The organism is Apibacter sp. B2912, from assembly GCF_009827835.1.
GTDB lineage: Bacteria > Bacteroidota > Bacteroidia > Flavobacteriales > Weeksellaceae > Apibacter.
Genome location: NZ_WINV01000002.1, coordinates 1 through 14,947, shown reverse-complemented (window position 1 = coordinate 14,947; position 14,947 = coordinate 1). Strand labels below are relative to the sequence as shown.

Sequence of the window (14,947 nt, the reverse complement as noted above, 5' to 3'; positions counted from 1 at the left end):
ATAATTTTAAATGAAGATAAAACTATTAAGCCTAAGCTTCGCTTTTGCATTCTTTACTGCCAATGCATTTGCTCAAAATAACGTTCCGGCAGTTGATTCCCTTGCTTTAAAAAACTGGTATCATCAAAGTTATGAAAAAACCGGTATTTATGGTGTAGGGACTACTGATGCTATTGAATTTTTAAAGTCTAAAGGACTCAAGCCCTCTCCTATTATCGTTGGAGTAATTGATAGTGGTGTACAAATTGATCATCCGGATTTGAAAAATAATATTTGGAATAATCCAAAAGAAATCGCTAATAACGGTAAAGATGACGACGGTAATGGATATGCTGACGATGTTCATGGATGGGATTTTATCGGTGGAAAAGATGGAAAAGATGTAGACCACGATACTATGGAATCAACCCGTATTGTTTCTTTATATGAAAAACTATTCGAAACCGGTGATCTGAAAACGAATGAAAAAAATCGGGAAAAGTATCCGAACGAATTCAAAGAATATCAAAGAGCTAAATTTATATATGATAAAGATTTAGGTGAAGCTAAAGATGCCCTATCTAATATTGAAGAGCAAAAAGCTTTGATAAGACAAATGACCACTGAATTACAAAATGCTCTGGGTGACAAACCTTTGACTCTTGAAAATGTAAATGAGGCAACTTTTACTGTTCCTCAATATAAACAAGCTTTCCTTCAGATGATTGCAAATAATAGCGATTTGGAAGGAAAAAATGCAACTCAAATCAATATGTTGGCGGATAGTGAAATGGGTGAAGCAGTTGCTTATTATTCCGGAAAAGTAGATTACATGCTTAATAAAAGTTATGATCCTCGCTACATTGTAGGTGATGATTATACTGATATTAAGGAAAAACATTACGGTAACAATGAAGTGGAAGGCCCGGATGCATTACATGGAACTCATGTTTCCGGTATAATTGCAGCAGTTAGAAATAATAATATAGGTATGGACGGTATTGCCGGTGATGTTGCAAAAATCTTAGTAGTTCGAGCCGTTCCGGATGGTGATGAAAGAGATAAAGATATTGCCAATGCCATATATTATGCCGTTGATAATGGCGCTAAAGTCATTAATATGAGTTTTGGTAAGCCTTTTTCTCCTAATAAAGAGAGAGTATGGGAAGCTATGAAATACGCGGAAAAAAAAGGCGTATTAATGGTTCATGCTGCCGGTAATGATAATAAAAATGTAGATACCGAGTATAATTATCCAACCAATTTTAAGGATAATGAGCATAAATCTTTTGTAAACAATTGGATTACCGTAGGAGCCAGTACTCGATATAATAATGCATTGAAAGCATCTTTTTCTAACTACGGAAAAGAAAAAGTTGATATTTTTGCACCCGGATTAGAAATTTACTCTACCGTTACTAAAGGAAAATATAAATTTTTACAAGGTACCAGTATGGCTTCTCCGGTTGTTGCGGGATGTGCTGCCCTTTTATGGTCTTATTTTCCTCAGTTAACTGCTGAACAAGTGAAAAATATATTATTCATAACAGCAAATAAATCTACTATAGAAGTAACAGCAGGTGGCGAGAGTGAAAACAGTCCTATGATTAAAACAACTTTTGATCAACTTTCAGCTACCGGAGGTGTTGTAGATGTTTTTAGAGCCGTGAAATATGCGTATGATAATTTCAACCCTGAAAAAGGAAGTAAAAAAGGAAAAAAATAAGTTGAATATTCTTTATATAAAAAAAGCTATTTTAAATAAAATAGCTTTTTTTATGTTTCAAATTTAACATTATGAAATTTTAGTAACTCCTTCCGTTAAAGCTTTAATTAAATTTTTTAAAGGTTTTTCAACCATGGCAGATATAAACATATTAAATTTACCATCGAAAGTAAATTGAACTTCACTTGTACTATCTGTAACCTGATCTATTAATAAACTTAAGTCAAAATTCAAAGTTTCTTTAGCCGAACTTAATACAATTTTTGAATAAGGAATTCTTTCTTTCATTTTCAAGGCAATTTCAGGCATTCCTTTTAATGCAAAAACAAATCCATCTTCATCTGCCTCAAACTTATCAATGGTTTCAGGCATGAACTTTTTAAATTCAGAAGGCTGAGATGCTAACGTGTAAATATCTTCTGCCGATTTATTAACCAGTATTTTTTCTCCTTTAATATTCATTTTTGTAATTTTGGTAAAAACAAACACAAATGTACAAAATTTCTGTAAACGAAAGATTTCTTACCCTTGGTAAAAATAAGAGAAAAGGTGTCATTAACCTTCCATACGAAAATTCGAAAACTTTGGTATACGCTCTGGATATTTTGTACCATACGAAAGTAAATTCCATTCATGTTTACTCATCTGAAACCAAAAAAGTTTGGAAAAAATTACAAAAAATAGCTACACCAGTGTATGCAGCGGGAGGATTAGTTAATAATAGTAAAGACAGTTATATATTTATTAAAAGAAACAGTTATTGGGATTTACCGAAAGGTCATGTGGAAGAAAATGAAACTTTTAAAAAAGCTGCCAAACGGGAAGTAGAAGAAGAATGTTCTATTTCTAATCTAAAATTAAAAAAATACCTAACGACAACTTATCATGTGTATCAATCTGAAAAAAAATACTTTTTAAAAATAGTTCAATGGTTTGAAATGAAGTATGATGGAAATGAAAAACCTAAACCTCAAAAAAATGAAGGAATTGATAAAGCCCAATGGATTAGAAAAAAGGATATCCCTAAACTTATGAAGAAAACCTATGTAAATATCAGGGAATTAGTCGGCACTTATGTTTTAACTAATTCTCGAATTAAAAAATAATTAATATAAAATTCAATAAAAAAAGGAGTACTATAATTACTCCTTTTTTTTCTTTTTAAATCGTATGATTTTTAGAATGTAAATTGCATTCCAAATTTAACTCCGAATTTATTAACATCCGGCATATGTAAGTAATTCCCTCTCCAGTTAAAATCTACTCTAAAGATTCTTAAATTTCCAAACCCTATATTTTCGATACCAAATCCATATTCATAATAGATATCTTTATTAGGCGCTACATATCTGATATTAGAAGCATTCATATTCTTGGAGCCTTCGGATATATCTCCCCAAACACCTCTGAAAATCGCTACTTCTCTTAATTGTAATTTTTTCAATAAAGGAATATAGGAAAATATCCTTCCGTTGAAGTGATGTTCAACATGCAATGCCGTATATATATCTGTTACGAAATCATAGTAATCCAGCAATGCAAAGGTATTATTTACGATACCGTAAGACTGGTTACCCGGTATAATTCCTAACAAGGATAAGGGCAATTTATTAAACGATTTTCCGAATTCAAAAGTAACATTCGATTTACCAATCGGTCCCCAAAGGATCGGATGATTGTATAAAAATTGTATTTTATCATAGTTAAAATCACCATCCAATACTCCATTGAATCCTTTTATATATTTTAAAATTAAGGTTGGAGATAAAGTCGTATGTTCATATCTGTCTAATCCAAAACGAGAATATTTAGCTCCCGGTCTCGCTTGAATACTAAATGTTAAATGAGAATCATACAAATCGTTTTTAATATCTCCTTTTTTGTTGTAATACCCGATATTAAATTTGAAAGGATTCGCCGATTTTATGTATTGATAAGTTCCATCTAATCGCAATTGTACATTTTTCCACGGTTCAATAGATAAAAATGCATTGGTTTGATTGACAGAACTCAAATATTCATTACTTCCTCGGGATATGATGGAAGATGATGCAAAAGAACGGGTCATAATTCCCTCATTTTCTGTAAGCGAAGTCCCTAACTGAGTTATATCCCTTTTTGTTCCAGCACCTATCGTAAAACGATTGTATTTGTTTAACATCAAGCGCCCTTCAAAACCATATTTAAATTGATTATCTTTAAATCCGTATGCCGTATATCCTTCCACTCTCCACATATCATTGGGAGAGAAAAACGTCCTGGCTCCTAAACGAATTCTGGTTCCTTCAACATCGTTATATCCTAGTGTTTGATACAGATTTCCAATATCAATGGCATTACCCACATTGACATAACCTGAAGAAAGAATTTGTACAGCATCTACTATATTTCTAAATAATCGGGTTTTAGATACCTTGTCTACCATTTCATATGCCTTTTTATCATCTTCATTAAGACGATCCGGACGATTGTCGACCCAAAAATCATCTTTTCGGTTGTAAGCTCCTTCAGAAATAGGTTCCCATTGTTGATCTAAAAGTTTTTCTACAGTGCCTTGCGGCTCATCGAATTTATAATCATTATAAGTTATGGTACGTTTTGCAAACATACCTTTTCCTCCTTCTTTTTTAGTTATAAGAGACATATCCAAAACCGTGTAATTTCGTAATGGAATAAAGATTGAATCATTGACATTGTCATAATTCAATTCCATATATATATCTTTAACGAAGTTTACATTAATACCCGAAGTGGATTGTAAGGTAACTTGCTTTACTGCATAAGTATCTTTAGTAATATATAAATCTCCTTTAAAAGTAAGCTCATTTTCTCTTCGAGGTCTGTATTTAATATAATAACAATCAACTCCATCTACGGAAACCGTATCAGCTAATAAATAATCGTATACGGAAAATCCAATAGTAGCTACCGGACTGGTGAATCCTTTATTAAAAAAGTTTAACACATTATCGTATATGTTAACATCTTTATACAAATTTTTAACCGTATTGGCTACAATATCATTATTAGGAATTCCGGAAGCTTTATTTCCTCTTAAAAAGGATTTTTCCCGTTTGGAAGGCGTATTTTGTCCAACTATATCGGAAAGGGATTCGTTAAGAAAAACGGGAATGTACGTTTTTCCTGAGATATCTAATGTATCTATGTCTTTGGCTGAAATGTTTAATTTTTTAAAGATTTTTTTACTTATAAAAGCGCTATCAACATTATTTAAATCAAATTCGATTTTCTCATATTCTTTATATTGATAATTCTTAAAATTAGTCAAACCGTTGGTTCTTCTTCTCTTCCATAATTCACGCAGTATGCGGTATGCCGGATTTTCTTTTTTAGGTAAACGCTTTTTCGGAAAGCCGGTAACTACTACCTCGTCTATTTCCTTTTCTTTGCTTACGGTTCCTTTATCGGTTGATTGGCTACTATTTTTGTTTTTTAATTTGAGATTTACAATTAAGCCTAAATTATCTCCCCTTTGTAAAGGTATATATTTTGTCGGGTATTTATCTGTAATAATTTGTAACGTGTCAATGAATTTATTGGATTGTAATTCAAAATTTCCATCACTGTCGGTAGTGGCGTAAACCTGAGTATTTTTAAGAAAAATATCAGCATCCGTAATTGGCTTTTCTGTATCTTCATCTAGCAATTGACCGGAAACTCTAACGTAATTAACTTGTTGGTTAGAAGATGATGATATACTATCCGTATCAATTTTAGTTTGATTGGTGATTGATGAAGGAATGGAGTATGAACCAATCTTATCTTTTTCAGAGAATTTAATAATTAAATTTAAGTTTTGTTTTTTATTGACAGGAAATGACTTTTTCTTATAATTTACAATCTGAACAACGATAGAATCAAAGTTATTTTTAGATTCGAGTGAAAAATATCCAATATTATTTGAAAGGGTTGAAATCTCGGGAGCTTCAGGAAAAGATATTTTTGCTCCTTCAATAGGACGCTGGGTATCCTGATTTATAATTACCCCCGTAATTTTGATTTGTGCATTATAAGATAAACTAAATAAAAATGCAAACAAAAAAAGTAATTTATTACTCATTGAACGTTATTTAAAAAAACAAAAAACTTTCGTTTGTAGATATCGAACAAACGAAAGTCTTAGTATAAATATTATATTATATGTATGTGGTTCTCAACAAAACAAAGCTTTACCGTTTTTCAAGAACTTCATCAATAAGTCCATATTCTTTAGCTTCTGAAGCAATCATCCAATAGTCCCTATCTGAATCCTTCTCAATTTTTTCAAAAGGTTGACCGGAATGCTCTGCCAAAATTTCATATAGTTCTTTTTTCAGCTTCAAGATCTCCTTTAATGTAATTTCCATATCGGAGGCTTGCCCTTGAGCTCCTCCCAATGGCTGATGAATCATAATTCGAGAATGTTTCAATGCTGATCTTTTTCCTGCAGCACCGGCTGTCAATAATACGGCTCCCATAGAAGCAGCCATACCAGTACAAATAGTAGCCACATCGGGCTTAATAATTTGCATGGTATCGTATATCCCTAGTCCGGCATACACTCCTCCTCCGGGAGAATTAATATATATTTGAATGTCTTTATTGGCATCTGTACTTTCCAAGAACAATAATTGAGCGGTTACAATATTGGCTATTTGATCGTCTATACCTGTTCCCAGGAATATAATTCTATCCATCATCAACCGAGAGAAAACATCCATTTGTGCTACATTTAATTTTCGTTCTTCAGTAATATATGGAGTCATTGAATTTACGTACTGATCTACCGCCAGACTATTAATTCCCTGGTGTTTTACTGCATATTTATGGAACTCTTTTCCTAAATCCATTTTTATTAATCTTTTTCTAAAATTTTTTACTTAATTTTCTCACTAAAATTATACCAAACAAGAGTCACTATAGATAAGACTTTATTTTGTCAGCAATTTCAGTAAATTCTTCCGAACTCAGTGTCAATTTGTTTCCAAAATTCATGTCTCCGATAGCGTTTAATGGGATCAGATGAACATGAACATGGGGAACTTCCAATCCTTGTACAGACATTCCTACCCGTAAACATGGAATAGCTTTCCCTACTGCCTGAGCTACCCTATAGGTAAAATCCATTAATTCATCATACTCTTCTTTGGGCAAATCAAACAATTTATCGGTTTCTTTTTTAGGAATTACTAAAACGTGACCTATAACTACCGGAAATGCATCTAAAAAAGCAAGGTGTTTTTCGCTTTCTGCAACTTTATAACAGGGAATTTCTCCTGCTACGATTTTTGAAAATATACTTGCCATAGGTTGTAAATTTAGCTTATTAATCTAATGAAATTTCTAAAATTTCAAAATTAATTCGATTACCGTTCGGTAAATTGATTTCGGCAGTTTCTCCTACTTCCTTTCCTAAAAGACCTTTAGCTATGGGGGTATTAACAGAAATTTTTCCGGTTTTTAAATCGGTTTCCGTATCCGGAACCAAGGTATACTTCATCTCCTGTCCATTGGCAGTATTCTTTATTTTAACAGAACATAATATAGCTACTTTAGAAGTATCAACTTGCGATTGATCTATTATTTTAGAATTAGAAATTATATCTTTAAGCTTAGATATACGCATTTCAAGCAGACCTTGTGCTTCTTTAGCCGCATCGTATTCCGCATTTTCAGATAAATCACCCTTATCCCTAGCTTCAGCAATTTGCTGTGTGATTTTAGGTCTTTCAACTTGTTCCAATTGATCAAGTTCCTTACGTAATTTATCTAGACCTTCTTTCGTTACATAATTCATGATACTATTTTTTGTAATTTTGCGTTGTAATTTATAAACATAAAAAAATAACCCGACTCTTCACGGTCGGATTATCCGTATGCAAATTTAGCAAATTTATTATGATTAAAAAATTAATTCTTTATATATTATTAATTTCACAGTTATTCTTCTTCATCCAATGCGAAAATGGAAATAAAACAATTAGTTGTTTTCCTAATTCTTCTATAAGTTATTCAGCCGATCTTAATTTACCTCAGTTCCAAAAATTATCCGGTATTAATGGTTATGCTTATATTGAAGCGGGGCCTTTAACCGGTACTAAGGGCTTAATATTGGTTAGAATAGATGCTAATAAGTTTTTAGCATACGACAGAAATGCACCGCATATTTGCCCGGGACCTAATACCCGATTGGAAGTAAAAGACGATTTTTATATCTATTGTCCTGAAGATGGAGCAAAATGGTCCTTAACCTCAGGTCAACCGTTAGAAATAGCTGACCGAGCACCTAAAATTTATCCTGCACAATTGATTGGAAATACAGTTATAATATCGTATTAATTTTATATAATATTTTTAATACTTATCAGTTATAATAATATACTTGTATAGTATATAAAAATTAATGCATTGCCTGAGCAGCTGTGAATTGTTTTCAAATTTATTTAACTACTTATTCACGCCTTTTTTTCAATTATACTAATAATGTAAGGATACTGAAGGTATAAATTTTAAATAAATTTAAAATATTGATTCTTATATTCTGATACTATATTAATTAATATAAATTTTATTTTATGATAGTTATCAGAAGCTTGTTGTGAATTGTTTTCAAATTTTATAAATTATAAATTCATTATTTCTATTTGAAATCTCAATTTTATTTATTATAACCAGATGAGATTAAATAATTTAAAAGATAATATCTTTTATGATTTATAAGATTTAGTTTATGAAGATTTAATATATTAATTTGATAAATTTATACTATTTTTTTGATAGTTAAACATTTTATTTTCTTAAATTATCTATTTCATATCTTTTTCATCTAAAAAAAATCCTTCCCCTTTTTTCTTTATTTCTTTTTTACAGTCAGTATTTCCATTACCCAAATTATTTTTTTGAACATAATTTTCGTATAGCTTTTGTTCCATATTTTCCCATTCTTCTTTAGTATAATTTTTTCCTTTATATGTTTTATAAAAATTTTTATTTTTTAAAAATTTATTATTTTTATCGTAATCTTCAAATTCTAAGTTATTAAATGATTTTACAATAAGTTGTAATGCTCTTTTACTAATTTCCCAATTATAATTTTTTAAATTTGGATTAGAACCAATAGATTCAAAATAATACCATCCTTTTAATGTGCGAATTATATAGATTTGTATAAAAGCATTAAAAGTTAAAGAAGATATACTTCCAGATAAAGTAAATAATTCTTTTATTTTAGTATTAATATTGTTTATAGATAATTCTTTTATTGCTGAAATTTCTAAACTATATTCTTCTCTATTTTTTAGACGTTGTATAGAGTTATTATATACTTCGTCTACAATTTTAAATTTTTCATTTTCATAGAAAAAAGAAATAATAACTCCTTTATTATCACCATCAATGGTATGTTCAAATAAAAATTGAGATAAATTATTATTATTATTTATACTGTATTTTGCATCCCAAGAAGCCGGATAATAAAACTCAATTGGTTCATTAAAATTATAATCAAATGGTTTCAACATTTCAGCCATTTGCCAATTAGATTTATTTATTAAATCCCAATTAGAAGAAATATGATACATAGTTTCTGCTAATTCTTTATATGATTCTGAATAACATGAAACTTTAACTAAAAAATAGTTGGCCCCTCCACTAGGATTATAATCCTTCATTGTTGTATAACGTGATATAATATTCTTTTCTCCCTCGTTTTTTGATGTGAGGACATCTAGATAAAATCCTGTGGTTTTTCCTTGAATTTTTCTTTCTTGTAATAAAACTTCTCCCATTAAGTAAAGTTTTTTCTTTAGCCAATCCGAACAATTTATATCATATAAAATAGTTTCATAACCTACGGTTATTTCTATATATGGACTTTCATCTATTCTTGAATAAAAACCAATTTCTGTGAGATTTAAATCTTTATTCTTTATTTTATCTATTGAGAATGGTTTCACATTATTTGGTAAAACTATCCAATAGTGTAAATAATCGTTTGATTTAGTATATAAACATTGCCAATAATTTGCTTTCAAATATTCCTCTGAAAATGAAGTTTCTAAAGGAAAAATAGTCTCAAATTTCATAATTTTTTTTTTTAAAATCCAAAATTTGATGTTATTAATTGCATAGTTTGATCTAAAACAGGATAATTTTCTGCATTACAATCAACACGAACGCAAAAGTAAACATTTTCCTTACTGTAAACAGTGTGACGCGTAATTATTGAATCTCCATTGTCGGTAACTGTTGTTAATATATCTATATATTTCTGACCTTTAAATTGTAATTCCCTACTTTTTAATATTGTTTCCTTAGATAGTTTCAGTTTATTTAATAGCCAATCAGCAGGAGATATTTTATTTTTTATTTCTTCATAATATACAGTTACCTCAATGAATGGAAACTTCTTATCTATATTTTGATACCTACCTATATTAATTAAATCCATCCCATCAATAGGTAATGGATCTAATTCTAATGGTTTCACATTAATAGGAAGTACTATCCAGTATTTGAATTTATAACCAGCTTTTTTATTATTATAATTACATTGCCAAAAGTTTTTTTGTAAATATTTTTCTGAAAAGCTATTTTTTATTGGAAAGGATATATTTTTTTTTTCTATTGAATCTTTTGTTTCTTCCATAGTTGTATCTTTACTTTTTATTGATTGAAAATCTAAATTGTTCTTATTACATGATATTAAAAAGTGGAACAGAACAAAGATTGTGATATATTTTTTTTTCATATTTTTTATTAAGATTTTAAATTTAAAAAAATATTCCATATAGCATTAAAAATGCTCCCAAACAAAAGATTACTTTAAAACCTAATATAATTTTATCTCTATAATTTATAAAAATACTGATAGGAAATTTATTTAGATTCATAGCGTTGTATGTTTTATGAAAATTTATTAATGTGTCTAACATTAATGGCACAGTGTATGTGGTCCAAATTACTAAGGTTATTACACCTGATCCCATAATTAATGAAAAACTTATATCATCATATGTATTTTTTATTTGAAATTTGAATATACTTAATAAAAAAGTAAACAAAAAATCTAAAGGAATTATAATAAATATCGGTAAAAATATATACCAAAATTTTATTTTTATATTATTATATCCAAACGAAATTATAATACAAACTAAACTATATAAAAGATAAAAAAAAATTTTCATAAATTTTAATTTCATTTATTTACCTATCCAGACACTTGATAAACCACTTATCACAATTCCCTCTTTATTATCTTCTTTCTTTTTTTTATCATCTTTCTTTTTTTTATATCCGAAAAGCCCTCTTGTATAATCAACTATGTTATTTTTTATATCAACTATGTTATTTTTCATATCAACTATGGGCTTATAACTTAGACTTAAACCTCCACCTAATTTGACACCTAAAATAAATGATGCACTTACATCTAACCCAAGATTTAATGAATAATTATCCTTATCGAGGTAGGCTTCTGCTCCTATATCCCAACCAACACCACATTTTACTCCAGCTTCTATTCCTGTTTTAATTTTATTATTTTTACCTTTATTCTTAATACCTGCATTTAATACATCTGTGCCTATTTTACCTTCTGCTTTAGCCCATCCAGCTTCTTCTGTTGTTCTTAATTTAAATCCGTATTTTTTTTCTTTACCTCCCTTATAAGCCTCAGCAGTTGCTTCATGCGTAGCGTATAATGCTTTAAATTCAGCTTCTCCATAGGCCAATCTTGCATCATCTTTACCTATTTGACCTTCCACATTATATCCTATTGCTTGAACTTCTGCACTAGATGTTGCACCATAATATCCATTACCCCATCCGGCACGTGCTTCCCCTTTTGCATTAAATAATTGAGCTTCAAGTTTACCACTTGCAAAATCATTTCCAAATTTTGACTTATAATCTAATGCGGTAATTTGTCCCTTTATTTTATCAAATTCTCCATTTTTTTTTTCATCTATTAGATCATATCCCATATAAAAAGGTCTAGCTTTGATATCTGCCCAATCAGGTGTGTTTTCTCCTTTTTTTATATAACCTTTTTTATCCATATTTTCAGCTAATGATAGATGTCCATGTTGTGGTGGTTTTCCAATTTCTGGCTTATTAGGACTTGACACACAACTGGTTTTATCTCCTTTTCTGGCGGCTGGTTTACCGTTTATCAATACAGTAGAATCTCCCTCTACAATTTTTCCTTTACTATGAGAGGAACACTTAAACCCATCTCCTTTCCTTGCCGCAGGCATACCTCCTATTAACACATTGGAACTTCCTGAAATAATCATTCCTTTATGCCCCGCAGTATCTTTTAAAAACCTTGCTGCAAACTTTGCCATAATCTATGAATTTATTTTAACTAATACTGCTTTAACATCGGCAACCTTCCCTCCTTTTATATCTAATTTAGATACTGCTTTTATATTACCTTTTTTTAAAGCTCTCATAATAAATTTTAAACCAACAATTGAAATGTTATCCTTTTTAGCATTCAATTTTATTGAACTTGTGTCTGATGTAATATTTGTCTTTTTCTTTGATTTAATTTCTATTTGTCCTTCGTCAGCTAACATTTTTATTTCCTTTTCAGTTAATGTTAATGAAGTTTTTCCTACTTGTAATGTTATTTTTGTATTTCCTTGTAAAGTTATGTTTCCTTCATTATCCATTTTCAACAAGGCATTCTCATCTTGAGAATCTTTATCACCTCCAACTGTAATAACCTGAGTGGTAGAGGTGCTTATAAATGAATTACCTGCACCATCAAATTTCATGCTTGTTTGTCCATGATCTTCCAATATAACAGAACCTTTTTGGTCGTTCATTAATAATTTACTTCCGCTAGCCGTTTCTAATCCTTTCATATAATTACCTGCTCCCCCGTGTCCCGATTTACCTCCTCCATTAAACATAGCCCCTAAGCTTACCGGCTTTTCCGCATTTCCGTTTTCAAAACTTACGATTACTTCTTCCCCTATCTCCGGCACAATATGCATCCCTTTTCCTTTTCCTGCATACGGGGTAATTGAACGAATCCAGGGTGTCGTACCATTAAAAGGCTTTTGCCAAGGAAACTGTACCCGAATTCGAGACATTCCCTCCGGGTCGTTATTATCCATAACCGTAGCCGATTGCTCTTCACACAAAGGAATTGCATCTTCATCCATATATTCAGGAACCATATTATCCATAGGCACGCCCACCAATTCATTATAATATCCTTCGGTAATGTCTTGTGAATGCGTGATTTCTATAATTTTATATCGTTCCAAAGGAACTTCCCCGTCTTTAAAAAGTCCGCTTTTAGGCATCCAGCCTTTTAGCTTTACAATATCTCCCAAACGCAGATTAGGATTATTTGTTTTAGCTTCTAAAAACAGCACATGCTGACGTCTGAGCTTTTGCCTTTCCACGGCTTGGGTTACTTCAATAGAACCTTTTTCCAATAAAGATTGATTGTATAAGGATAAAGGCACCTTAGCATATATTTTTTCCGAAGCAGTGATAGCATGTTGTTGAAAAGGATTAACAATACTCCATTTAGGAGGAATACTGTCAGAGTCTACCGTATGGTTTTGAGCCCTTTTAGCATCATAACCAACATAGCTGAATTTTTGAGGAACTAATCTCATTTTCAGCTCATAACTGTAGACATCTTTTTCTTCCACCAATTCCACGGTTTTACCTCCCGCTCCTCCAAAAACAATTTGTTGTCCGTTATAATAGAGCCATTCCCCATACCTTGTAGCCAAACGTTTAATAAACTCCCAATCCGATTCACGATATTGTACCGTATAAAGTAGAGGATCTTTTAACATAGGACGTAAGTCCCAGCTGAGCAAATCCGATTGATATTCTGAAGTGGCCTGTTGAATAATAGCGTCTAAACTTTGATTTTCAAAACTTTGACAATCCAGCCCGTTTTCCAATAAAATAGTAGGAGCGTGGCCCTTGATAAAAAGCTTATTATAGCCATCCACCTTTTTATTGGAAAGCTCGGTAACAATACCCGAAAAAATATAAGCGGTTTGTCCGTATTGTTTGAGTTGAATAGAAATTTTCTTACCTAAAAGCTCACGAGAATTGGTCATCGGATAAGAATCCCTGTCACCGAAAGCCTCTGCATAACAAGAAATTTCAAAATGGTCATGGTCCGCCATTTTTTGATTTAGCGTAAGAGTAAAATGACTGTCTCGTAATACTTCGTTACCATCAATAGAAATAGCTGCATAAACAATATGAGAATTTTTAAGTTGAGAAGCTAAATCACCTCCATATTTAGCAAAAAAATTAGAATCCATATCTTTAATTTTCTTTTCCAGAGCATCCGGAGGGGTTACACTAAAACAATCGGGAGGTTTAATGGCATCTTCAAGTTTAATGGATCTATCACTACCGGCAACTATATTTTTTTTAAGCATATCAAGCTTATCCGAATGATCGGAAACAGGAGCTGTAAAAGAATTAATTTTTTGATTTACCTTATCGGTAATTCCGGAAGAATCAACTATATTTTTAGTCAAATCTTTAGTGTTAATATTCACCGAATTCTTTTTATCCAAAGGATTCATGGGATTGTAATTTAATTAAGTTAAAAAATAAAAACTAATATTTATAAAAAATATGGAGTAAATATAATGATTTTATTTATTTATTAATAATTAAATATTAAAAAATATCTTAAATAAATACATAAAATAATAAATATATATCTATAAAAGCTAATAAAATTAAATAATAGAGTCGATTTATGAGTTTTGAATTTTTTATTAATATCTACACTATAAATATTACATAGATGAAATAATAACTTATAATGTAATATATTGGAGATGAAGTTTTTAATAGTAAATACGATTCTTTAATTTAAAATCAACATAAACATAGGATTTAATTCTACTAATAAAAAGCTTTATTGTCTACTTTCTAAGTCCTTCTTTACGTTTCTCCCAACCATGCGGATCAGGTTTATCTTTATGACCTGGCGAATATCCGTTAAGTATTTTAGACTGCAGCCAAAAATAATTTTCCTCTTCTCCGCTTTCTTCCATAACCAAAGCCAATCGGTTTAAACTTTGATCTAATCCTTTACTAAAACGCTCCCGTTTCCATGCTTTGATTTGTTTTATTTCAGCTGAATCATCTTTTTTATCTTCCCATGTTGAAACCCTTTTAAAAACCTCCCATTCCCAACCGGCACTGTCTATGGCATAATGTAGATCTTTGGATATC

At 30.6% G+C, this 14,947-nt stretch carries 13 protein-coding genes; 3 read left to right on the top strand and 10 right to left on the bottom strand.

Annotated features, from left to right (window positions below):
- The first annotated feature begins 10 nt into the window (after positions 1–10).
- Positions 11–1,705, top strand: coding sequence for a S8 family peptidase (locus GFV01_RS03440; RefSeq protein WP_160564850.1), 1,695 nt, complete (start codon positions 11–13; stop codon positions 1,703–1,705).
- A 69-nt stretch (positions 1,706–1,774) separates the two neighbouring features.
- On the opposite strand, the gene GFV01_RS03435 is transcribed toward GFV01_RS03440, so the two are convergent.
- Positions 1,775–2,167 carry an SRPBCC family protein gene (locus GFV01_RS03435; RefSeq protein WP_160564849.1) on the bottom strand — a complete coding sequence of 131 codons (393 nt, stop codon included), beginning with the start codon at positions 2,165–2,167 and terminating at the stop codon, positions 1,775–1,777.
- Positions 2,168–2,196: 29 nt separating this feature from the next.
- Between GFV01_RS03435 and GFV01_RS03430 the strand changes: the two genes are divergently transcribed.
- A complete protein-coding gene (locus tag GFV01_RS03430) occupies positions 2,197–2,811 on the top strand; it encodes an NUDIX hydrolase (RefSeq protein ID WP_160564847.1) in 615 nt (204 codons plus the stop codon).
- Positions 2,812–2,882: 71 nt separating this feature from the next.
- Here the strand turns inward: GFV01_RS03430 and GFV01_RS03425 are convergent, their stop codons facing one another.
- The 4 genes from GFV01_RS03425 to greA form a co-directional block, all read right to left on the bottom strand.
- The gene (locus GFV01_RS03425) at positions 2,883–5,786 is read right to left on the bottom strand and encodes a DUF5686 family protein (RefSeq protein WP_160564845.1); all 2,904 of its coding nucleotides are present in this window, start codon (positions 5,784–5,786) and stop codon (positions 2,883–2,885) included.
- 109 nt (positions 5,787–5,895) lie between these two features.
- The gene (clpP, locus tag GFV01_RS03420; RefSeq protein WP_105297863.1) at positions 5,896–6,555 is read right to left on the bottom strand and encodes an ATP-dependent Clp endopeptidase proteolytic subunit ClpP; all 660 of its coding nucleotides are present in this window, start codon (positions 6,553–6,555) and stop codon (positions 5,896–5,898) included.
- Positions 6,556–6,622: 67 nt separating this feature from the next.
- Positions 6,623–7,012 carry an HIT family protein gene (locus GFV01_RS03415; protein WP_160564843.1) on the bottom strand — a complete coding sequence of 130 codons (390 nt, stop codon included), beginning with the start codon at positions 7,010–7,012 and terminating at the stop codon, positions 6,623–6,625.
- 19 nt (positions 7,013–7,031) lie between these two features.
- Positions 7,032–7,502 carry a transcription elongation factor GreA gene (gene greA / locus GFV01_RS03410; RefSeq protein WP_105297865.1) on the bottom strand — a complete coding sequence of 157 codons (471 nt, stop codon included), beginning with the start codon at positions 7,500–7,502 and terminating at the stop codon, positions 7,032–7,034.
- A 101-nt stretch (positions 7,503–7,603) separates the two neighbouring features.
- Between greA and GFV01_RS03405 the strand changes: the two genes are divergently transcribed.
- A complete protein-coding gene (locus GFV01_RS03405; RefSeq protein ID WP_160564841.1) occupies positions 7,604–8,044 on the top strand; it encodes a hypothetical protein in 441 nt (146 codons plus the stop codon).
- Positions 8,045–8,511: 467 nt separating this feature from the next.
- On the opposite strand, the gene GFV01_RS03400 is transcribed toward GFV01_RS03405, so the two are convergent.
- The 5 genes from GFV01_RS03400 to GFV01_RS03380 all read right to left on the bottom strand — a co-directional run.
- A complete protein-coding gene (locus GFV01_RS03400; protein WP_160564839.1) occupies positions 8,512–9,789 on the bottom strand; it encodes a hypothetical protein in 1,278 nt (425 codons plus the stop codon).
- 11 nt (positions 9,790–9,800) lie between these two features.
- Positions 9,801–10,352, bottom strand: a complete 552-nt coding sequence (locus tag GFV01_RS03395) for a hypothetical protein (RefSeq protein WP_160564837.1) — start codon at positions 10,350–10,352, stop codon at positions 9,801–9,803.
- 556 nt (positions 10,353–10,908) lie between these two features.
- On the bottom strand, positions 10,909–12,054 hold the full coding sequence (locus GFV01_RS03390; RefSeq protein ID WP_160564835.1) for a PAAR domain-containing protein: 1,146 nt from the start codon (positions 12,052–12,054) through the stop codon (positions 10,909–10,911).
- 3 nt (positions 12,055–12,057) lie between these two features.
- Positions 12,058–14,286: a type VI secretion system Vgr family protein gene (locus GFV01_RS03385; RefSeq protein WP_160564833.1), complete on the bottom strand. Its 2,229-nt coding sequence runs from the start codon at positions 14,284–14,286 to the stop codon at positions 12,058–12,060.
- 348 nt (positions 14,287–14,634) lie between these two features.
- Positions 14,635–14,947: hypothetical protein (locus GFV01_RS03380; RefSeq protein ID WP_160564831.1), on the bottom strand; the 313-nt coding region annotated here is incomplete at its 5' end.

Coding starts and splice junctions, on each gene's coding strand:
- GFV01_RS03440 (WP_160564850.1), top strand. CDS start 11: ATGAAGATAAAACTATTAAGCCTAAGCTTCGCTTTTGCATTCTTTACT.
- GFV01_RS03435 (WP_160564849.1), bottom strand. CDS start 2,167: ATGAATATTAAAGGAGAAAAAATACTGGTTAATAAATCGGCAGAAGAT.
- GFV01_RS03430 (WP_160564847.1), top strand. CDS start 2,197: ATGTACAAAATTTCTGTAAACGAAAGATTTCTTACCCTTGGTAAAAAT.
- GFV01_RS03425 (WP_160564845.1), bottom strand. CDS start 5,786: ATGAGTAATAAATTACTTTTTTTGTTTGCATTTTTATTTAGTTTATCT.
- clpP (WP_105297863.1), bottom strand. CDS start 6,555: ATGGATTTAGGAAAAGAGTTCCATAAATATGCAGTAAAACACCAGGGA.
- GFV01_RS03415 (WP_160564843.1), bottom strand. CDS start 7,012: ATGGCAAGTATATTTTCAAAAATCGTAGCAGGAGAAATTCCCTGTTAT.
- greA (WP_105297865.1), bottom strand. CDS start 7,502: ATGAATTATGTAACGAAAGAAGGTCTAGATAAATTACGTAAGGAACTT.
- GFV01_RS03405 (WP_160564841.1), top strand. CDS start 7,604: ATGATTAAAAAATTAATTCTTTATATATTATTAATTTCACAGTTATTC.
- GFV01_RS03400 (WP_160564839.1), bottom strand. CDS start 9,789: ATGAAATTTGAGACTATTTTTCCTTTAGAAACTTCATTTTCAGAGGAA.
- GFV01_RS03395 (WP_160564837.1), bottom strand. CDS start 10,352: ATGGAAGAAACAAAAGATTCAATAGAAAAAAAAAATATATCCTTTCCA.
- GFV01_RS03390 (WP_160564835.1), bottom strand. CDS start 12,054: ATGGCAAAGTTTGCAGCAAGGTTTTTAAAAGATACTGCGGGGCATAAA.
- GFV01_RS03385 (WP_160564833.1), bottom strand. CDS start 14,286: ATGAATCCTTTGGATAAAAAGAATTCGGTGAATATTAACACTAAAGAT.